The following is a 19,860-nucleotide window of genomic DNA, read 5'->3' on the forward strand; positions in this document are numbered from 1 at the left end:
GTGGCCGTCCTTGCCCGTGTCGGTCAAGATGGGGTGCATGTCTGCTGTGGTGAAGTGGTGGTCCCGGATGGCCGCGGTCGTGACCGGCGCGGTGTTGACGCTGGTCGTGCCGGTGCACGCGTGGGCGGCGACGAACGGGGTCGCCGACGTCGCGGTCGAGGCGGCGCGGTCGAGGCGACGGGGCGGTTTCGGTTTCTTCGGCATCTTCGGCGCGCTCTGCTGCCTGTTCGTGGTGGCCGGCATCGTGCTCGCCATCGTCCTGATCTCCCGCGGCCGCAAGCGGAAGTAGGGCTTTTCGCCGAACCCCGGGGATCATGGCGGATCCCGGCCTAGCGTTGAAGAATGCGCATCCGAGCAGGATCGATCAGATCGGCGGCGCTCGGCACAGGGGTGGCCGTGGCTCTCTGCGTACCCCTGGCCATCTCCGTCGCGGCCGGCGCCGACAGCAATGTGCTGATCTCCCGTGGCCGGCCGGCGACCGCGTCGTCGGTCGAGCGGGGCGCCACGGCGGCCCAGGCCACCGACACGAGCACGGTCACCCGGTGGGCCAGCGCGAGCGGCCCCGGCAGCCAGTGGCTGCGCATCGACCTGGGCTCGGTCAAGCGGGTCGATCGGGTCTCGCTGCGCTGGTCGGGGGCGTACGCCCGGACCTACCGGGTGCAGACGTCGATGGACGGCGCCAACTGGGCGTCGGTCTACGCCACGACCAAGGGCAACGGCGGCACCGACGATCTGAAGCGCCTCAACGGGACGGGCCGCTTCGTGCGGGTGCTGGCGACGCAGCGGGCCACGCGGACCGGCGGCTATGCGCTGGGTGACGTCCGCGTCTACGGCCCGGCGTCGAAGGTGCTGCCGGCCGCGGCCCCGCCGACCGGCTCGCTCGCCTCCGGCCTGGAGGACAAGGGCAAGAAGGAGGCCGCGCTCCAGCTGGTGTCGACCGCGGAGAACTCGACCGTGAACTGGCGGAGGTCCTTCGGCTACATCGAGGACATCGACGACGGCCGCGGCTACACGGCCGGCATCGTGGGCTTCTGTTCGGGCACGTCAGACATGCTCCAGGTGGTGCTCGAATATACGAAGCGCAAGCCGGCGAACGTGCTCGCCCGCTACATCCCGGCGCTGCGCACGGTCGACGGCTCCGACTCGCACGCGGGGCTCGACCCGGGATTCCCGGCCGCCTGGCGGACGGCGGCCAAAGACCCGATCTTCCAGAAGGTCCAGGAGGACGCCCGCGACTGGATGTATTTCAACCCGTCGGTGCGCATGGCCCGCCTGGACGGCCTGCGGGCGCTGGGCCAGTTCGCCTACTTCGACGCGGCCGTCATGCACGGGGTGTCCGGGCTTCAGGGCATCCGGGCGGCCGCGATGCGTACGGCGAAGACCCCGGCCCAGGGCGGCGACGAGCCGGCCTATCTGAACGCCTTCCTCAACGCGCGCGTCGCCGAGATGCGCTCGGAGGAGGCGCACAGCGACACCACCCGCGTCGACACCGCCCAGCGCAGCCTGCTGGGCCGCAGCAACCTCGATCTGACCGCCCCGCTGAGCTGGAGCGTCTACGGCGACGCCTATCGGATCGCCCGCTGAGTCAGACCTTCTGGAAGAGGTTGGGCAGCGCGGTCGGCTCCCACCCGGGCAGGGAGGTGTGCGCCTCCTTGACCTTGTAGGTCACTCCCTTGTACGTCACCAGGTCGCCGGCCGCGTAAGCGGTGAACGCCTTCCACGCGGGCACGGCGGGCGTGGCGCTGGTGGGCGCGGCGCTCGTGGGGGCGGCGCTGGTGGGGGCGGCGCTGGTGGGGGCGGCGCTGGTGGGGGCGGCGCTGGTCGGTTCCGAGGAGGGGGCGGACGGCGCGGGCAGGGGCTTCGAGCTCGCCGTCACCTTCACGAAGTCGACGATCATGCGGCCGGGGCGGCGGCCGTCGGTGGCCAGGTTGAGCACCAGCGCGATCGGCAGACCCGGCTCCTCGGGCACCAGCCGCAGGGCCGGCCGGCCGTCGACCGACCACACGATGGCGGTCGGCGACCAGTCGATGACGTACGTGTGGAAGTCGTCGCCCGAGGTCCGATCGGCGTCCTCGTCGAGGGTCTCGAGCGTGCCGCGCAGCACCCGGCCGTACTTGTCGACCACCCCGAAGGCCCGCCACGGGCCGCTCTCCCGGTTGACCTTGATCCGCGCCTCGGCGTGCCCGAACGGCTGCGCGAAGGCCTTGCGGGTGCTCATCAGGCGGTCGACGACGAGCTCGCCGTCGCGCTGCCGGCCGTTCTCCCGGTCGTCGCCGTCGATCAGCCACTTGGCCGCGTCCAGCCGCTCGCCGCCGAAGTCGTCGGAGAAGCTCGACCGGCGCTCCGAGGCGTCCGCGACGTCGTTGCGGCCGGGCAGATAGATCGCCGCCGCGAGCCCGACGATGGCCACCGCGAGCGCCGCCACCGCGCGCGGGCGGATGGGCCATCTCGACGTGACGGTCCGGTGACGTGCCTCGCCCACAGCGGCTCCCCCTCAGGTAACAGCAGGCACGATGCTAAACGTGAGACGCACTCGCGCAAGCTCGGGGGACGCGGCTTAAGGTTCTCTTAAGGAAGATCGGCTGGACACCCGGACCGTGGTGCCGCCACCGCCCGTACGAAGGTCGAACTCGTCCGTCAGTTCTTCTGCCAGCCACAGCCCCCACCCGCCGGGCTGATCGGCCGCCGGGCGCGCCGGCGGCTTCCTCCGGTGCGCCGGCAGGCCGCCGCCGGAATCGCTCACCTCGCACACGACGGAGCCGTCGGCGTGCCACAGGGCGACCCGGCCCAGACCGCCGCCGTGCCGGACGGCATTGGTGAGCAACTCGTTGACCGCGACCACGAAATCGTCCAGCCGGTCGCCGCGGAGGCCGGCCTCCGCGGCACAGGACGCGACGAGGTGCCGCAGCGCGGTGATCGAGCTGTGGTCGAACGTCTCGGAGAGCAGAACCTGGGTGCTGATCCTTCGACGTTAGGCCACGCCCGATCTTCCCGCAGTGCGGCCTGCGGGTGGCGCGCGCCATGTGGGATGGTCGGCGCATGCCGGACGTACGGAACAGCGGGTTCCAGACCCCGCTGTGGCGGGCCATCGCGGTCTACCGGATCGCCGCCCTGACGTACGCGACGATCCTGGTCGTCAGCAATGTCGGGGACTACCTGAGACCGATGCTCGCCTGGCCGGTGCTGGCCGTCATGGCCGCGTGGACGGTCGTGACCACGTACGCGTACGGGAACCCGGCCCGTCGCCGTCCGCCCCTGCTTCTCGCCGACCTGCTGATCACCATGGCCGCGCTGGCCTCCAGCGTCCTCGTGGTCGGGCGCACCGCGCTGGAGGCCGGGCGCCCCACCCTGGCCGTCGCCTGGCACGTCGCGCCGGTGCTCTGCTGGGCCGTCGCCCGCGGACGGCGGGCCGGCATCGCGGCCGCGCTCGCCATGGGCGCCACCGACCTGATCGTGCGGGCCCACTACGACCAGGCCGCGCTCACCGGCGCGGTGCTGATGCTGCTGGCCGCGATCGCCGTCGGCTATCTGGTGCGGATCGCCGAGGTGGCACAGGAACGGCTCGAGCGGGCCGTCGAGCTCGAGGCGGCCACCCGGGAACGGGAACGGCTGGCCCGGGAGGTGCACGACTCGGTGCTCCAGGTGCTCGCGCTGGTGAAGCGGCGGGGTGTGGGCCTGGACGGCGAGGCGGGCGAGCTGGCCCGGCTCGCCGGGGAGCAGGAGACCGCGCTGCGCAGCCTCATGGCGGGCCGGGCCCTGAGCGATCCGCAGGGGGCCGAGCTCGATCTCATGGCGCTGCTGGAGGCGTACGAGTCGCCGGTCGTGACCGTCTCGGGACCGGCCGGGCCGGTGTCGCTCCCGGCGGCGACGGCGCGGGAGCTGAAGCTGGCGGTGGCGGCCGCGCTGGACAATGTGGCGCGGCACTGCCCGCCCGGCACCAAGGCCTACGTGTTCGTGGAGGACGAGCCGGCCCAGGTCGTCGTGACCGTGCGCGACGACGGCTGCGGCATCGAGCCCGACCGGCTGGCCCAGGCCGAGGCGCAGGGGCGGCTCGGTGTGGCCCAGTCGATCCGGGGCCGGGTGGCCGACCTGGGCGGCCGGGTGGCGATCGTCTCCGCGCCGGGCGAGGGGGCCGAGGTGGAGATGGCCGTTCCGCGGGCACCGATATCGTGATCGGGTGACCGCTGCGATCCGGGTGATGGTGGTCGACGACCACCCGATGTGGCGCGAGGGCGTCAGCCGTGACCTGACCTCCGCCGGCTACGAGGTGGTGGCGACGACGGGTGAGGGACGCCAGGCGGTCCGCATCGCCGCGGCGGCCCGTCCCGACGTGATCGTCCTCGACCTCCAGCTGCCGGACGTCTCCGGTGTCGAGGTCATCAACGGGCTTCAGAGCGAGGTTCCTGGTGTACGCATCCTCATGCTCTCGGCCAGCGGCGAGCAGCAGGACGTGCTCGACGCGATGAAGGCCGGCGCCTGCGGATATCTGCTGAAGTCGGCCGGGCTCGACGAGTTCCTCGACGCGGTGAGCCGAACGGTGGCCGGCGACACGGTCTTCACCCCCGGCCTGGCCGGGCTGGTGCTGGGCGAGTTCCGCCGGATAGCGCCGCGGGAGGCCGCGCCGAAGCTCACCGAGCGGGAGACCGAGGTGCTGCGCCTGGTGGCGAAGGGCCTGTCCTATCGACAGATCGCCGAGCGGCTCGTGCTGAGCCACCGCACGGTGCAGAACCACGTCCAGAACACGCTCGGCAAGCTCCAGCTGCACAACCGCGTGGAGCTGACCCGCTATGCCCTGCAAGCCGGTCTCGCTCCGCTCGACGAGGAGCCCGCCCCATAAGGTCGATGTCGAGGCCGTCGAAAATCACGAGGCGCAGCCGACGTGATTTTCGACGCCCTCGACATCGACGGGCGAGATCCCGAGCAGGGACTCGAGGAGCCCGAGCCTCAGTCGTAGTCGGGTGCGTTGGTCTCGTGCATGGCGAGCTCCTCGGCCGAGGCGCCACCGCCCGAGGCGCCGGCGTCGTAGGCCACGCTGTCGGCCTCGTCGTCGAAGCCGTAGCCCTCGTCCGGGGCGACCAGGCGGCCGACCGGCTGCGGGTCGTCGTCGTCGAGCTGGCCGTCGTCGTAGAGCGACACCTGCGACTTGGGGTCCGAGGTCGGGCTCGCGCCCCACACGTCCGCGTCGAAGTCGCGCTGCTCGGAGCTGTCGACCGTCTCGTCGATCGGGTCGCGGCGCTGCGGGATCGGGTCCTCGGCGCCGAAGTCGGGCTCCTCCTGGCGCAGGCGGGCGTCGAGGGACTCGCCCTCGCGCGCCTCCTCGGCGGTGTCGCCGAAGCGGTTGGAGCCGCCGGGGCCGACGCCCGCCAGCGCGGCCGGGTCGGCGCCGTCCGCCCAGCGGCCGCTCTCGACCTCGTCGTAGGCGGTCGAATCGTCATCCGCGGTGTCCGGCAGGCCCGAAGCCTCCGGGTCGGACACCTCGGCGGGGTAGTCGTTGTCTCGCATGAGCGCAATCTACCCGCGTGCGGGGTCGGCCATGCTCGCCCCGTTGGGTTTCCGGGTAGTGGCCTTCGCCGCTTCCTCGTCCTCGATCAGCGCCCAGACGACCTTGCCGCCGTCGAGGCGCAGGCTGCCCCAGCGGGCCGACACGGAATCGATCAGCAGCATGCCGCGCCCGCCGTAGGCCGTGACCGGGGCCGGGGTGCCGTCGAAGCTGGGCACGGTCTCGGAGCGGTCGCGCACGGCCACGCTCATGCCGTCGCCGTGCGTGGCCAGCAGCACGATCATCGGCGTCCGCGCGTGCGCCACCACGTTGTTGACCATCTCGGTGACCACGATGCAGGCCGGGCCGGCCAGGTCGGGGCAATCCCAGCGACCGCACTGCTCGGTGATCAGCTCCCGCGAGCGCCGGGCGGCGCCGGTCGCGGGCTCCAGTTCCAGGCTCACCCGATGCTCGGGGCCGGGCTCGCCGAGCGCCGTGAAGGCCTGCGCCCGGTCCGGCCAGACCGGCCAGCCGGTGCCCTGCCAGAGGGCGGTGTCGGTGGCGCAGAGGGCGAGATGGGCACTGGGCCAGTCGGCGGTCTCCCGGTGGACGTCGCGAAGCACGCCGGCCGACTCGGGACCGTCGAGGCTCAGGCCGGCGACGTCGACCACGACCGCCTCGGGCTGCTCGGCGAGCAGGTCGAGCAGGACGGAACGGACCGTGGGAGCGCTTCCAGCGTCGAGCACGCCGGTGAGCTGGACCAGGGGGTACGTCTGCCCGCGGTCCACCAGGTGCCGCACCTCGCTCGACATGATCGCTCCATTGTGCAGAACACGTGCCGCTTTCGCATTTTCGCGGCGAAAATCTCGGCAACGGCTCGCGTGAGTCGGGTAATCGGGACATAACCGCCACTACGGCATGGTCAGCTTTTTACCCGCGCACCGCACTTCCATACACACCGAGCGGCGCCGGTCACAGAGAGATCAGTCTTCAGTCCCGTTAAGGCGGTGGGCGGGGGCTGGAGGACGGTCAGCGGCTGGTGGCGGCCGGGCGCAGCGGAGTCTTCTTCTTCTCCGGGCGGCACGCCTCGGCCGTGGCGTGATGGTGCTGGGGTTCCGCGTACCGGGTCAGCCCGATCACGGCGACCAAGGTGATCACGAAGCCGAGCGCGCCCAGCCAGCCCCGGCCGGGATGGATCTGATCGCCCAGCAGCAGCAGGCCGACGACCGCGGCCGGCACGGCGCCGCCGGCGTCCATGGCGGCCACGGCGGCGGTGGTGGAGCCGCGCTGCATCGCCAGGCCCAGCAGCAACTGGCCGACCAGGGAGTGCACCACCAGCAGGTAGAGCAGCGGATTGGCGAAGAAGCCACCGACCGTGTGCTCGTTGGCGAGCGGGCGGGCGGCGATCGCGGCGGCCGAGAAGCCCACACCGGCCAGCGAGCCCAGCACGACCGAGCCGAGCGCGCCCTGCAGCCGTACGGCGAAGAAGCCCGAAGCCGCGATGACCAGAACCGACAGCGCCAGCATGGCGACGGCGAAAGCGCCCAGCGGGCGCGCCGGGGCCGGTTTCGCCGAATGGACCAGGCCGGCGATGCCGACCAGCAGCAGCGCGAGCAGGCCGATCTCGGCGACCGGCAGGGACCACTTGAGAATGACCACACCCAGCAGGGCGGTCACGCCGAGCCCGGCGGCGACGCTCGCCTGCACCAGGAAGAGCGGGAGATCCTCGCGGGCCAGGAAGGCCAGCACGAAACCGAGGACCTGGCAGCCGAGGCCGAGCAGATAGGTCCGCTGACCGGCGAGACGCACCAGCAGACCCGGGTCGAAGGTGTGGTGCACGGTCGTGCGGGCCGCGGCCGCCGACTGCAGCAGGTTAGCCACCCCGTACGCCAGAATCATGGCGGTGAGGAAGAGCCAGCCCGAGGACACCACGTGACGCACGATAGACCAGGGGCGGGCGACGTTCAGCGGTTCGGGGCGCTTTGCTTTTCTCCGGTGCCGGCTCTGTTACGCAGGGCTACCGGAGTTTCGGCGTCAGGGCGGTCAGGACGGTCTCGTGCAGCGGGCCGTTCGTGGCGATCACCGAGGACTTGTCGGCCGGCACCCGCCCGGCCAGGTCGGTGATGGTGCCGCCGGCCTCGGTGACGATCGGGATGAGCGCGGCCATGTCCCACAGCGACAGCTCGGGCTCGACCATGACGTCGAGGGCGCCCTCGGCCAGCAGCATGTATCCGTAGAAGTCGCCGTAGGCCCGGCTGCGCCACGAGGCCAGGCTCAGATCGACGACGTTGCGCAGCAGCCCGGCGTCGGACCAGCCGGACAGGCTGGCGAAGCAGAAGCTGGCGTCGGCCATCCGCCGGACCCCCGACACGCCGATCCGGGTGGCGGCGTGCTGGTGCTTGCCGGCGTAGGCGCCGTGGCCGCGGGCGCCCCACCAGCGCCGGCCCAGAGCCGGGGCGGAGACGAGACCGGCGACCGGCGTGTCGCCCTCGAGCAGCGCGATGAGCGTGGCCCAGATCGGCACCCCGCGCACGAAGTTCTTCGTCCCGTCGATCGGGTCGATGACCCACCGCCGGGTGCCGGGCCCGGCCGCCGCCTCGGTGCGCCCGAACTCCTCACCGAGCACGGCGTCACGCGGGCGGGCCCGGCCCAGCGTCGACCGGATCGCCTGCTCGACAGCGGTGTCCGCGTCCGACACGGGCGTCAGGTCAGGCTTCGACTCGACGCGCAGGTCGAGCGCCCGGAACCGCCCCATCGAGATCGAGTCGGCGGTGTCCGCCAGCATGTGGGCGAGAGCAAGATCGTCCGCGTAACCGGCCATGCCGGAACGGTAGTCGATCCCCGTCGCCCCGTTCCTGAGAGCCCGGCGCCTCAGACCGGATGCGGGGTGAGCGTGTCGTCGGGTGGGGTGTCGCGGGGGTCGGTGTCGCCGGCGCGGGAGGCCAGCAGGCGGCGATAGGAGGCGAGGCGCCGCGGGTCGGCCTTGCCCTCGGCCACCCACGTGTCGAGGCGGCAGCCCACGTCGGCCGCGGTGTGACCGCAGTTGGGCTGGTCGTCGAGCGTGCCCTCGACCAGGTCGGGGAAGCCGTGCAGGAGGCTCTCGGCGCTGACGTGGGCCAGGCCGAAGCTGCGGATGCCCGGCGTGTCGATGATCCACCCCGGGTCTTTGCGGGACCGCCCCACCGGCGGCAGCCGCAACGCCACGGCGCTGGTCGACGTGTGCCGGCCCTTGCCGATGGCGCTGACCGCGCCGACCGCGCGCAGCGCGTCCGGCACCAGCCGGTTGACCAGCGTGGACTTACCCACCCCGGAGTGACCGACCAGCACCGAGATGGCCCCGGCCAGCCGCTTGCGGACGTCGCCGAGGTCGCTGTCGGGGCGGACCAGCACGTACGGCAGATCGAGCTCCGCGTAGTAGTCGAGCACCGCCTCGGGCCCGGCCAGGTCGGCCTTGGTCAGGCAGAGCAGCGGCTCGATGTCGGCGTCGTAGGCGGCGACCAGGCAGCGGTCGATGAAGCCGGTGCGCGGCGGCGGGTCGGACAGTGCGCTGACGATCACGAGCTGGTCGGCGTTGGCCACCACGACCCGTTCGAGGCGGCCCTCCGGTGTGGTGTCGTCGTCGTCCGCCGTGCGGCGCAGCACCGAGGTGCGCTCGGCGATGCGGACGATGCGGGCCAGCGCCCCGGGCGCGCCGGTGACGTCGCCGACCAGGGCCACCCGGTCGCCGACGACCACCGACTTGCGGCCCAGCTCGCGGGCGCGCATCGCGGTGATCACGGGGCTGTCCGGCGGCGCGTCGGTGACCACGCAGCCGTACCGGCCACGATCCACGGTGATCACCAAGGCGTCGACGGCGTCGTCGTGCTTCGGCCGGGTCCGGGTACGCGGGCGTGACGAGCGGCCCGGACGGATCCGGACGTCGTCCTCGTCGTACTCCCGCTTGCGCTCAGGCAGATCTAGCTCCTCGCCACGAGTCCCGCCCAGAGTTCGGGGAACTCGGGCAACGTCTTCGACGTACACGCTACGTCTGTGAGGGCAATGCCCGGGACAGCGAGGCCCATAACCGCCGCGGCGTGGGCCATCCGGTGATCCGCGTACGTCTCGAAGCTCGCGGCCCGCAGCGCCCCCGGCACGATCCGCAGCCCGTCCGGGAACTCGGTGACCTCGGCCCCGGCCCGGCCCAGCTCGGCCGCCAGCGCCGCGATGCGGTCGGTCTCGTGCCCGCGGATGTGCGCGACCCCGCGCAGTTCCGAGGGACCGTCGGCCAGCGCGGCCAGCGCCGCGACCACCGGGGTGAGCTCACTGACCTCGGACAGGTCGGCCGTGATGCCGCGCAGCGATCCGGTGCCCCGCACGGTCAGCCCCTCGGCCGTCTGGGTCACCTCGGCCCCCAGGGCGGTGAGCAGCTCGGTGACCCGCCCGACCGGCTGCCAGCTCTCCTCGGGCCAGCCCGCCAGCGTGATCTCGCCACCGGTGACCATGGCCGCGGCGAAGAAGGGCGCGGCGCCGGAGAGGTCGGGCTCGATCACCCACGTACGCCCCCGCAACGCACCCGGCTCGACCGCCCACACGTCCGGAACGCTCTCGTCGACCACGGCGCCGGCGGCCCGCAGCATGTGGGTCGTCATGCGCAGGTGAGGAGCGGACGGCACCGGCGGCCCCTCATGGCGCAGCCGCAGCCCCTTGGTGAACCGGGGCGCCGACAACAACAGCCCCGACACGAACTGACTCGACCCGGAAGCGTCGATCACGGCCTCGCCGCCCTCGACCAGCCCGGCCCCGCGCACGGTCAACGGCAGCCCACCGGACTCGGAGGCCTCGATCGACACCCCGAGCGCCCGCAGCGCCTCGACGATCGGCCGCAATGGCCGGTTGCGCGCATGAGGATCGCCGTCGAACTCGACGGTGCCCTCGGCCAGAGCCGCGGCCGGCGGCAGGAACCGCATGATCGTGCCCGCCAGCCCCACATCGACCCGGGCCGGCCCCCGCAGCGGCCCCGGCTCGACCAGCCACCGCTCGTCGGCGCTCGTGTCGACGCCCACCCCGAGCGCCCGCAACCCGGCGGCCATCAGCTCGGTGTCCCGCGCCCGCAGCGGCCGCTCGACCACCGACGGCTCACCGGCCAGCGCGGCCAGCACCAGCGCCCGCGCCGTCATCGACTTGGACCCGGGAAGGCGGACCACCCCACTGACCGGTCCGGAAGCGGTCGGTGCGGTCCAGGGGCGAGCTTGTGCAGTCACGCCCGCCATTCTGCCCGCCCCCACCGACATTTCCCCGCAGGCTTCCCGCCCGCCGGGACCGTGCTCACCGGCGATCTCGAGAACCGAAGCCTTCCGCACCGACAAGGGGCAGCGACGAGGCGTTGACCGCGATCACCCCTACTGAGGCTGACTGCCATGTCCGATGCCACCGCGACCGCGTCAGTGCGATCGGCGACGCGCTGCCCGAGAGCGCGGTCGCACCCATGATCGGCGCCACCTGGCGAACCGGCGCACAGGTCAAGGGGCACCGAGGATGAGCCGGGAGAATTCCGCACACACCCAGAGCCCGAACTCACCGAGAGCAGCTTTCGCCGTCACCACACGGAGCCCGCCCTACCCAAGGGATCGGTCGCCGCCGTCGGCCCTTTCGAGGGCAGGCGGCTGAGCGATCGCGCCGGTCGTGCCGGCCAGCCTGGCCGGCATCGCGCTGCTGCGCCGTGCGGGCATGAAGTACTGACGCCGCTTCCGCGCCGCGCCGGTCGAGAGCCACCCACCAGCCGCGCCGGTCGAGGGCCGCCCGCCGCGCTCCGAGATGATCCGCTCGCTGGTCGGCCTGGGCGGCGCCCTGCTGCTGGCCTCTCCGGCCTTGTCACCGCCGTGGCCGGCGTCCTGCCCGCTGCCACCGGACCGCCGGCTGGCTCGCCGGAGCGCAGCTGCCCGCCGGAGCGCAGCTGCCCGCCGGAGCGCGGCTGGCTCGCCGGGACGTGGAGCGCTACGCCACCCCCGTTCGGCCCCCGCTGGTCATTCTCCCGGAGATCGCAAGATCGTGCTGGTGGGCTGTGGACAACCGCGCTGCTGTGGACAGCGATGTGCCATGTCGGCGACAGGCCGGGGCGCGGGGCCGCGGAGTGCGGGCGGAAGGCGTACCGTTTCCGGCCATGTGCGGGCGGTACGCGACGACGCGGAGTGAGGCCGACCTCAGCGATCTCTTCGAGGCCGTGAGTGTGGCCGAGACGCTGGGGCCGAGCTGGAATGTCGCTCCGACCGATCCGGTGCCTGTCGTGCGGGTCTCGCAGTCTCACGAGGCGCGCGTTCTCGACACGGCGCGCTGGGGTTTCGTGCCGCCGTGGGCCAAGGACCTGCGGGCCGGGGCTCGGATGATCAATGCCCGCTCCGAGACGGTGGCCACGTCGCCGGCCTTCGCACCGTCGTTCGCCAAGCGGCGTTGTCTGGTGCCGGCCGACGGCTGGTTCGAGTGGGTGCGTGACGGCAAGCAGCGCCAGGCGTTCTACATGACGCCGGCCGACGGGTCGCCTCTCGCGTTCGCCGGCATCTGGTCGGCCTGGGGCCCGGAGTCGATCGTGACGTGCAGCGTTCTGACGACGGCGGCGCTGGGTGGGCTGGCCCGCGTGCACGACCGGATGCCGCTGATCCTGCCTCGGGAGCGCTGGTCGGCCTGGCTCGCCGGCGGCGGCGACGCCGCTGAGCTTCTCACTCCGCTTGCGCTGGGTGCGCTGGAGGCCATCGAGATTCGTCCCGTACGCCCTGACGTCGGCAACGTGCGCAACAACGGCCCCCACCTCCTCGACCCGCCGCTGGAGCCGGCGCCCGCAGCCCCGCCGGCCGAGTCGACCCTGTTCTGACGAGCGCCGCGGCGCCGCGCGGTACGGGGGTGGAGCCATGGGAGCGATCCCACGGCGGGGCCTCGAAGGGGACGCCCGGACGGTAACGATTGGCTGGGAACGGCCATGATCAAGTGATCGTTTGGTCGGTAATTGTCAGTATTTTTAATAGGCAACTTTGTTTCAAGATAGATAAGACCCTTGTTCTGATCTCTTTCCCTGCGATACAAAACTGCGCCGGAGTGGTGCTGGTTCGCACGGTGCGGACGAGTCGCCACATGCACGACCGGTCCCACGGGGGAGGTGGGCTCATGACACGGGCACGTATGCCGCGTCCACACGAAGTTGCCATCGCGCGACGCGATCCTCGGCTTCTCGAGGCGATCCGCGAGCGGCGCACGGACGAGGCCTGGCGGACACGCGGCGCATGCCGTTCCGTCGATCCGGAAACGTTTTTTCCCGCACCGAACGAGCCGTCCGAAGGCGCGGTCTCGCTCTGCGGCACCTGCACGGTCCAGGGGCCATGCCTGGCCTGGGCGCTGCAGGTCGGCGACTGCCACGGCGTCTGGGGCGGCACCACGCCGCGCGAGCGCCGGGCGATGCTGGTGGCCTGGCGGGAACGGGTCGGACCGGACGGCGAGGCGGTCGACGACGAGCCGGACGAGGAAGACCGCAGATTGCTCACCCTCTTACCGGTGATGCCGGTGAGCCGCTGATTACATAGGGGCTGTGACCAGCTCCGAAATCGAGACACCGCGCGGGCCGGCCGGCCTTCGGATCACCGAACCGGCCGGTCCGCCCGTCAGCCTGCTCGTCCTGGGCCACGGCGCGGGCGGCGGTGTCGACGCGCCCGATCTGATCGCCGTCCACGACCTGGCGGTCGCTTCGGGGGTACGGGTGGCGCTCGTGACCCAGCCCTACCGGGTCGCCGGCCGTCGCGCGCCCGCGCCCGCCGGCCAGCTCGACGAGGCGTGGACCGCCGTCGTGCGGGGCTTGACCGCGGGCGTACGGCAAATTCCTTTGATCGTCGGCGGAAGGTCCAGCGGCGCGCGAGTCGCCTGCCGGACCGCGACCGGCCTCGGCGCCGCGGCCGTTCTCTGTCTCGCCTTCCCGTTGCATCCGCCGGGCAAGCCCGAGAAGAGCCGCGCCGGCGAGCTGCCCACCGACGTGCCCACCCTGGTCGTCAACGGTGACCGGGATCCCTTCGGCGTCCCGGAGCCAACCGCCGGCGTCGAGGTGATCGTTCGCCCGGGGGCCACGCATGACCTGCGCAAAGACGTCAAATCGACGGCCGAGCTGGCGATCGAGTGGCTGCGGCGTCGCGGATGGGCCGATTGAAGATTTGACCGCTACCGAAGTCGCACTTCGCCCGTCGTTGTCGAGGGCGCCGAAAGTGCGAGGCGCAGCCGAAGGACTTTCGGTGACCTCGACAACGACCTCCTGGGGCGAAGTGCCCGCCGAGCGGAGCGAGGCCATCAGGAGGGAATGCAAGTTGCGCTTCTGCGGTTATACGGCTCGGAGCTTGTACGTCGGAAGGGGTAAATGAGGTGCGAGCCGGAACCGACTTCCTCGAGCGCGAGGGCGCGGAGGTGACTCGGGTGCGGGATCTGCTGGATTCCCCCGAGTGGCCGGCCGCGCAACCCGCCTCTCTATCGGTGAGTGTCAGCACACCGGCGGTTTTCGAAGCCGCTGATGGGGCACTACCCGTATCCTCGGCGGGGCGGTCGAGGGGAGAGCTCAGGGTGGCCCAGACAGAACGGACCGAGGAGCGCCGGGCGCGCTTCGAGCGGGACGCGTTGCCTTTCGTGGACCAGCTGTACGCGGCTGGCCTGAGGATGACGCGCAATCCCGCGGACGCCGAGGACCTTGTTCAGGAGACCTACCTGAAGGCGTTCTCCGCGTTCCACCAGTTCGAGGAGGGCACCAACCTCAAGGCTTGGCTGTACCGCATCCTCACGAACACGTATATCAACTCTTATCGGCGTAAGCAGCGTCAGCCGGTGCAGGCTCCCACCGAGGAGATCACCGACTGGCAGCTCGCCTCGTCGGAGTCGCACACGTCGGTCGGCCTGCGGTCGGCCGAGACCGAGGCGCTGGACCGGCTGCCGGACAGCGACATCAAGGAGGCCCTTCAGGCTCTGCCCGAGGACTTCCGCCTGGCCGTCTACCTCGCTGATGTCGAGGGTTTCTCGTACAAGGAGATCGCCGACATCATGGGCACGCCGATCGGCACCGTTATGTCCCGTCTGCACCGCGGGCGGCGCAACCTGCGCAAGACCCTGGAGTCGTACGCTGTCGACCGGGGCATCACCCGGTCCGCTTCGGAACCGCAGGAGGCGTAACCGATGAGCGGCCACGACGACGAGCACGACACCGATTGCGGGATCGTCCTCTCCGAGGTTTATCTCTACCTCGACCTGGAGTGCAGTGAGGACCGGCGCACGCTGATCCAGAAGCACCTGGACGACTGCGACGGATGTCTGCGGGAGTACGGCATCGAGCACGAGGTGAAGGCCCTGGTCTCCCGCTGCTGCGGCGACGAGAAGGCCCCGCGCGAGCTGCGTGACCGGCTGCGGGTCAAGCTCGACCAGCTCGAGGTGCAGGTCGAGACCCGGGAGTACCTCCCTTAAGACGACACGAAAAAGCCCGGCGAACTCGCCGGGCTTTTTCTGTTTCAGCTGTTGGGGCGCTTGCCGTGGTTCGCGCTGCTCTTCTTACGGGCCTTCTTCTTACGGGCCTTCTTAGCCATGGTGAGACTCCTGTCGGTGCGGTGTTTCCCGCGTCGATCGTAGTCGGCTCGCTTCCGTGGTTTGATGACCCCACCTAAGCCCACGAAGCGAGGAGGATTACCGATGGCCGACGAGATCCGGGCCGAGATGGTGGCGAACGTGTGGAAGGTCGTGGCCGCCGCCGGTGACACCGTCGCCGAGGGCGACACCCTGGTGATCCTCGAGTCGATGAAGATGGAGATCCCGGTCCTGGCCGAGTCGGAGGGCACGGTCGCCGAGCTGGCCGTGCACGAGGGCGACGTGGTTCAGGAGGGTGACCTCATCGCGGTCATCGCTGCCTGAACGACCACTTCAGGAGCAGGCGGTTGCGGCCGCGCGGGCGGGGGACCACCGGGACCCGGGTCATCGCGGCCGCGAGCTGACGCGTCGACCGGTCGAGGGCCGGCGTGGCCAGGGCCAGCTCGGCCACCGAGCGCGCGCCCGGACGGGACGCCACCTCGCTGAGCCGGGCCGTCACGATCGCGGCCACGTCGTCGCGGGCGGCCGGGTCGACCCAGGACGCGACGATCATCGCGAACAGGGCCGCCTCGGTCACCCGATCGAGGCCGCCGTCGAGCAGCTCGAGCAGCCGCCGGCGGCGGGCCGAGTCGAGCCAGGGCTCCTCGGTGCCGTGGTGCAGCAGGCCCAGGCAGGCCCAGATCTCGGCCGCGGCCACGTCGGCCGGCGGGTGGGCCAGCAGCGCCGTCAGGTCCTGCGGCGACAGCATGATCAGCGGGATCGCCGCGTCGTACGCCGCCGACGGGTGGGTCCAGGAGAGCGCGGCCACCTGGCGCAGGCGGCGGACCGCCTCGTCGGAGGGCTCGCCGCTGTCGGGGGCGTGGCCGCGCGGCAGCGGGGCCGCCGCCGGGGCGCCGCCGAGCCAGGGCGTGTCACGGCAGCAGTCGCCGAGGTCGCTGTGCTCGTGCGACTCGTCGGGGTGGTCGCGGATGTAGTCGGCCAGGCGGACCAGATGCATCAGGTCGCCGTCGGCGCGGTAGCGCAGCCGGTGCGCGGTGTGCACCGCGCAGTCGTAGTCGGGGTCGCGTTCCAGCGCCCGGTCGACCCAGCTCAGCGCGTCCTCCAGGCGGCCGTTGTCGGCCAGGGTGCCGGCGATGTCGGCGTAGACCGAGAGGTCGTCGGGGTCGTGGGCGACCGCGCGGCGCAGCGCGGCGAGCGCCTCGGGCAGGCGGCCGGCGCTGCGATAGGCGTACCCGAGCCAGATCTCGCCGAGCTTGGACGGGCGGACCCGGGCCCCGCGGGCGGCCCAGTCGACGGCCAGGTCGTGCTCGCCGACCCGCCGGGCCAGGGCCGAGCCGGCGCCGAGCAGCATCGCGTGCTCGGGATGGGCGGCGATCGCGTGGCGGACCACGGTCAGGTAGGGCCGCAGGGTGGGCGGGGCCGGTTCGCCCACCCGAGTGCAGAGACGCATGAGAATCTGGGCGAGCAGGCCGGGCTCGATGCGCACGCCCAGGGCGGGCTCGGCCACCCAGGGCACGCCGGCCCAGTCGGCCGCGGGCGCGTGCCCGCTCGCGGCGGTCAGCAGCGGCAGGCCGTCCTCGGGGCGGCCGGCGGCGGCGAGCAGGTGGGCGCGGGCGGCGAGCCGGCCGGCCGACGTGTGCGGGCCGACCTGGAAGAGGTCGAGGCCGCCGCCGGGACGGGCGGCCAGCCTGCTCAGCAGCTCGTGGGCCTCGGGGAGGACCGGCGCGTGGGCCAGCGCCCCGGCGAGGTGATCGGCGGCTTTCTCCGGCTCCTCGCGCGCCAGAGCGGATCTTGCCTGCTCAAGTGCGCGGTCGGCCGCACGGCGTACATCCACGGTGCAGAACAGTAAGCGATACGGGCGAGTATGTCAGCATGCGTCGGCTGCGCATTAGTGCTCGAAACATTGACGATCTAAGCTATTTCTTGCAAGACTGCGCATCGATTGCGCGATAGATGCTCATCAGGGGAGGAACACGTGACACAGCGAGGCCAGGGGATGGCGGCGGACATCGCGGAACAACCGGGCGGATTCGCTCGGCTCATCGGGGGTGAGCACGCCGCCGGAATCGCCGCGGTCGCCGCCGAGGTGGCCCGCCGCAAGCCGCGCAACGTGGTGTTCGTGGGCCGGGGAACCTCCGACCACGCGGCGCTCTACGGGGCGTACCTCACCGAGATCCGCCTCGGCCTGCCGGTGGCCAGCGCCTCGCCGAGCGCGATCACGCTCTACGGCGCGCGGCCCGACTTCGCCGGCACGCTGGTCATCGGCGTCAGCCAGAGCGGCGGCTCGCCCGACCTCACCGGCGTGCTCCAGACCGCCCGGGAGACCGGCGCGCTCACCCTGGCCGTCACCAACAACCCGTCCTCCCCGCTGGCTCAGGCGGCCGAGCTGTCGATCGACGTGGCGGCCGGGCACGAGCGGGCGGTCGCGGCCACCAAGACGTACACGGCCGAGCTCCTCGCCCTTCTCATGCTCGTCGAGGGCATCCGGGCCGGCGACGGCCGGCTGCCCGACGACGAGCGGGCCGCCCTGGACAAGCTGCCCCAGCTGGCCGAGGACGCGCTCAGCGATCCGGCCGCCGACGATCTGGCCCAGCGCTACCGGTTCGCGTCGCGCATGGTCACGACCGGGCGGGGGTACGCCTATCCGACCGCCCGCGAGGCCGCCCTCAAGCTCATGGAGACCTCGTACCTGCCCGCGCTCGCGTTCTCGGGGGCCGATCTGCTGCACGGGCCGCTGGCCATGACCGACCCCGACGTGCCGGTGCTGGCCGTGGTCGGCGACGGCCCCGGCGGCCGGTCGATGCGCGACGTGGTCACCCGGCTCGCCGAGCGCCGGGCCGACGTGGTGACGGTCGGCGCGACCGACGTGACCGGCGCCTCGGGCCGGCTGGCCGTGCCCGCCGTCGCCGACGAGCGCTACAGCGCCCTGCTCGACATTTTGCCGCTGCAGAAGCTCGCGCTCGCCCTGGCACTGGCCCGCGGTGAGGATCCCGACGCGCCCCGCGGCTTGAAGAAGGTCACGACGACCCTTTAAAGAAATATGGACGTGGAAAGCTTGGGCTGTGTCCACGTTGCGTGATCTGGCCGAGGAGCACACCTCCCTCGGCCCTGCCGACATCGACCACCTGCACCGGCTCGCGGGTGACTGGCAGCTGCTGTCCGACCTCTCCTTCGCCGACCTGCTCCTCTGGGTGCCGGTGAAGCGGGAGGACGGGCAGCCGCGCGAATATCTGTGCGTGGCCCAGGTGCGCCCGAACAGCGCGCCCACCGCGTACCAGGACGACCAGGTCGGCAAGATCGTCGGCGGCCCGGAGGTCGCCCATCTCGACATCGCCTTCAGCCAGGAGCGGATCTGGCGGGAGGGCGACCCGGTCTGGTACGGCGACACGCCCGCCCGCCACGAGGCCATCCCCGTCCGCCTGCGCGACGACAACGGCCGCGAGGAGGGCTGGAGCCAGGTCATCGCGGTGATCGGGCGGGACACCAACCTCTCCACCGCGCGGACGCCCAGCCAGCTCGAGCTGAACTATCTGACCACCGCCGACGACCTGGCCCAGATGGTCGCCGACGGCACCTTCCCGCCGCCGCGGCACCCGGGAGAGACCACCTCGGCCCCGCGCGTCGGCGACGGCCTGGCCCGGCTCGACGCCGGTGGCAAGGTGACCTACGCCAGCCCGAACGCGCAGTCGGCGTTCCGCCGGCTCGGCTTCAACGCCCACCTGGTCGGCGAGGAGCTGTCAAACCTGATCAGCCGGCTCGCGGCCGACCCACTGGAGGGCAACGACGCGGCCGAGCGGATTTTGGCCGCGCTCCGCGGCGAGTTCCCGCCCCGGCAGGAGGTCGAGGCCCGCGGCGCGACAGTGCTCACCCGGGCCCTGCCGCTGCTGCCGGCCGGCGTGCCGATCGGCGCCCTCGTGCTGGTGCGCGACGTGACCGAGGTCCGCCGCCGGGACCGCGCCCTGATGACCAAGGACGCGACCATCCGGGAGATCCACCACCGGGTCAAGAACAACCTTCAGACGGTGGCCGCGCTGCTGCGCCTTCAGGCCCGGCGGGTGGACGCGCCCGAGGCCCGGATGGCGCTGCAGGAGTCGGTGCGCCGGGTCGCCTCGATCGCGCTCGTGCACGAGACGCTGTCGATGTCGAGCGACGAGGCGGTCGAGTTCGACGGCATCGTCGACCGGGTCGCCACCGCGGCGGCCGAGGTCGCGGCGACCAGCATCCAGGTCAAGATGCGCCGCGAGGGCACCTTCGGTGTGCTGCCGGCCGAGATCGCCACGTCGCTGGTGATGGTGCTCAACGAGCTGCTGATCAACGCGGTCGAGCACGGCTTCCCGGCCGACGAGGACGAGAACGGCGAGCCGCAGCCGCCCGGGCCCGAGACCGGCGAGGTGGTGGTGTCGGCCCACCGGTTCCGCAAGCAGCTGCACGTCACGGTGGCCGACAACGGGCAGGGACTGCCCGAGGGCTTCGCGGCCGACGCCGGCGGCCGGCTCGGCCTGCAGATCGTGCGCGCGCTGGCCACGGGTGAGCTTCGCGGCAGCATTGAGCTGCGCAATCGCGCCGGTGGGGGCACCGAGGCCGTGCTGGTGGTGCCGCTCGGCAAGAGGTGAGGCCGGAGGTGATCTATGCGGCGTGACACATTCTCGAAATCTGGACCACACTGGCCGAGAATGGTCGGGCATGAGAGGCTAGCCCACATGACCGCTGCAGTTGACCGCCGCTTCGTGGCCCGCCGCCACGTTGATTACGGGCGTGTCCGCAGCGCGATGTGTCCGGGTTCCTGACGCCACCCGATTTGTGTTCCGGGT

22 protein-coding genes are annotated in these 19,860 nt (G+C 72.0%); 12 read left to right on the forward strand and 10 right to left on the reverse strand.

The annotated features are described in order from the left end of the window. The first annotated feature begins 37 nt into the window (after positions 1-37). Both CRP55_RS03930 and CRP55_RS55540 read left to right on the forward strand, forming a co-directional pair. On the forward strand, positions 38-289 hold the full coding sequence (locus CRP55_RS03930) for a hypothetical protein (protein WP_097318029.1): 252 nt from the start codon (positions 38-40) through the stop codon (positions 287-289). Between the two features lie 53 nt (positions 290-342). Then, positions 343-1,584, forward strand: a complete 1,242-nt coding sequence (locus CRP55_RS55540; protein ID WP_097318030.1) for a chitosanase — start codon at positions 343-345, stop codon at positions 1,582-1,584. Position 1,585: 1 nt separating this feature from the next. On the opposite strand, the gene CRP55_RS03940 is transcribed toward CRP55_RS55540, so the two are convergent. Beyond that, entirely contained in the window at positions 1,586-2,482 is an 897-nt protein-coding gene (locus CRP55_RS03940; RefSeq protein WP_143234393.1) for a carbohydrate-binding protein, read from the reverse strand. 75 nt (positions 2,483-2,557) lie between these two features. Then, the gene (locus tag CRP55_RS03945) at positions 2,558-2,962 is read right to left on the reverse strand and encodes an ATP-binding protein (RefSeq protein ID WP_097318032.1); all 405 of its coding nucleotides are present in this window, start codon (positions 2,960-2,962) and stop codon (positions 2,558-2,560) included. 77 nt (positions 2,963-3,039) lie between these two features. Between CRP55_RS03945 and macS the strand changes: the two genes are divergently transcribed. Together macS and CRP55_RS03955 are read left to right on the forward strand one after the other, a co-directional pair. Continuing rightward, complete coding sequence (macS, locus tag CRP55_RS03950; protein WP_097318033.1) at positions 3,040-4,173, forward strand: MacS family sensor histidine kinase; 1,134 nt, start codon at positions 3,040-3,042, stop codon at positions 4,171-4,173. A 25-nt stretch (positions 4,174-4,198) separates the two neighbouring features. Beyond that, positions 4,199-4,837 (forward strand): response regulator, encoded by a 639-nt coding sequence (locus tag CRP55_RS03955; RefSeq protein ID WP_097318729.1) that lies wholly within the window; start codon positions 4,199-4,201, stop codon positions 4,835-4,837. Positions 4,838-4,944: 107 nt separating this feature from the next. Here the strand turns inward: CRP55_RS03955 and CRP55_RS03960 are convergent, their stop codons facing one another. From CRP55_RS03960 to aroA, 6 genes are all read right to left on the reverse strand, one after another. Continuing rightward, complete coding sequence (locus CRP55_RS03960; RefSeq protein ID WP_097318034.1) at positions 4,945-5,502, reverse strand: DUF5709 domain-containing protein; 558 nt, start codon at positions 5,500-5,502, stop codon at positions 4,945-4,947. A 9-nt stretch (positions 5,503-5,511) separates the two neighbouring features. Beyond that, complete coding sequence (locus CRP55_RS03965; RefSeq protein ID WP_245922764.1) at positions 5,512-6,291, reverse strand: ATP-binding protein; 780 nt, start codon at positions 6,289-6,291, stop codon at positions 5,512-5,514. A gap of 217 nt (positions 6,292-6,508) precedes the next feature. Next, entirely contained in the window at positions 6,509-7,378 is an 870-nt protein-coding gene (locus CRP55_RS03970; protein ID WP_179855028.1) for a DMT family transporter, read from the reverse strand. 118 nt (positions 7,379-7,496) lie between these two features. After that, a complete protein-coding gene (gene hisN / locus CRP55_RS03975; protein ID WP_097318036.1) occupies positions 7,497-8,300 on the reverse strand; it encodes a histidinol-phosphatase in 804 nt (267 codons plus the stop codon). A gap of 50 nt (positions 8,301-8,350) precedes the next feature. Further along, complete coding sequence (rsgA, locus tag CRP55_RS03980; RefSeq protein ID WP_179855029.1) at positions 8,351-9,433, reverse strand: ribosome small subunit-dependent GTPase A; 1,083 nt, start codon at positions 9,431-9,433, stop codon at positions 8,351-8,353. Between the two features lie 2 nt (positions 9,434-9,435). Further along, positions 9,436-10,719 (reverse strand): 3-phosphoshikimate 1-carboxyvinyltransferase, encoded by a 1,284-nt coding sequence (aroA, locus tag CRP55_RS03985; RefSeq protein ID WP_438865749.1) that lies wholly within the window; start codon positions 10,717-10,719, stop codon positions 9,436-9,438. An 899-nt stretch (positions 10,720-11,618) separates the two neighbouring features. Between aroA and CRP55_RS03990 the strand changes: the two genes are divergently transcribed. The 5 genes from CRP55_RS03990 to rsrA all read left to right on the forward strand — a co-directional run bounded on the left by CRP55_RS03990 (position 11,619) and on the right by rsrA (position 14,932). Further along, positions 11,619-12,323, forward strand: coding sequence for an SOS response-associated peptidase (locus CRP55_RS03990; protein ID WP_097318038.1), 705 nt, complete (start codon positions 11,619-11,621; stop codon positions 12,321-12,323). Between the two features lie 290 nt (positions 12,324-12,613). Continuing rightward, positions 12,614-13,018 carry a WhiB family transcriptional regulator gene (locus tag CRP55_RS03995; RefSeq protein WP_097318039.1) on the forward strand — a complete coding sequence of 135 codons (405 nt, stop codon included), beginning with the start codon at positions 12,614-12,616 and terminating at the stop codon, positions 13,016-13,018. Between the two features lie 13 nt (positions 13,019-13,031). Further along, positions 13,032-13,640: an alpha/beta hydrolase family protein gene (locus CRP55_RS04000; protein WP_097318040.1), complete on the forward strand. Its 609-nt coding sequence runs from the start codon at positions 13,032-13,034 to the stop codon at positions 13,638-13,640. Between the two features lie 209 nt (positions 13,641-13,849). Next, positions 13,850-14,644 carry a sigma-70 family RNA polymerase sigma factor gene (locus tag CRP55_RS04005; RefSeq protein WP_179855003.1) on the forward strand — a complete coding sequence of 265 codons (795 nt, stop codon included), beginning with the start codon at positions 13,850-13,852 and terminating at the stop codon, positions 14,642-14,644. 3 nt (positions 14,645-14,647) lie between these two features. Continuing rightward, the gene (gene rsrA, locus CRP55_RS04010) at positions 14,648-14,932 is read left to right on the forward strand and encodes a mycothiol system anti-sigma-R factor (protein ID WP_097318042.1); all 285 of its coding nucleotides are present in this window, start codon (positions 14,648-14,650) and stop codon (positions 14,930-14,932) included. A gap of 44 nt (positions 14,933-14,976) precedes the next feature. On the opposite strand, the gene CRP55_RS56430 is transcribed toward rsrA, so the two are convergent. After that, entirely contained in the window at positions 14,977-15,051 is a 75-nt protein-coding gene (locus CRP55_RS56430; protein WP_369752275.1) for a 50S ribosomal protein bL37, read from the reverse strand. A gap of 103 nt (positions 15,052-15,154) precedes the next feature. Between CRP55_RS56430 and CRP55_RS04015 the strand changes: the two genes are divergently transcribed. Beyond that, positions 15,155-15,373 (forward strand): biotin/lipoyl-binding carrier protein, encoded by a 219-nt coding sequence (locus CRP55_RS04015; RefSeq protein WP_097318043.1) that lies wholly within the window; start codon positions 15,155-15,157, stop codon positions 15,371-15,373. On the opposite strand, the gene CRP55_RS04020 is transcribed toward CRP55_RS04015, so the two are convergent. Beyond that, complete coding sequence (locus CRP55_RS04020) at positions 15,360-16,883, reverse strand: tetratricopeptide repeat protein (protein ID WP_097318044.1); 1,524 nt, start codon at positions 16,881-16,883, stop codon at positions 15,360-15,362. The two genes, CRP55_RS04015 and CRP55_RS04020, sit on opposite strands and share 14 nt — an antisense overlap. Before the next feature lie 162 nt (positions 16,884-17,045). Between CRP55_RS04020 and CRP55_RS04025 the strand changes: the two genes are divergently transcribed. Then, positions 17,046-18,083, forward strand: a complete 1,038-nt coding sequence (locus CRP55_RS04025) for an SIS domain-containing protein (protein ID WP_097318045.1) — start codon at positions 17,046-17,048, stop codon at positions 18,081-18,083. Positions 18,084-18,111: 28 nt separating this feature from the next. Continuing rightward, positions 18,112-19,662: a sensor histidine kinase gene (locus CRP55_RS04030; RefSeq protein ID WP_179855004.1), complete on the forward strand. Its 1,551-nt coding sequence runs from the start codon at positions 18,112-18,114 to the stop codon at positions 19,660-19,662. Positions 19,663-19,860: the final 198 nt, after the last annotated feature.

This window comes from Paractinoplanes atraurantiacus (genome assembly GCF_900215205.1).
GTDB lineage: Bacteria > Actinomycetota > Actinomycetes > Mycobacteriales > Micromonosporaceae > Actinoplanes > Actinoplanes atraurantiacus.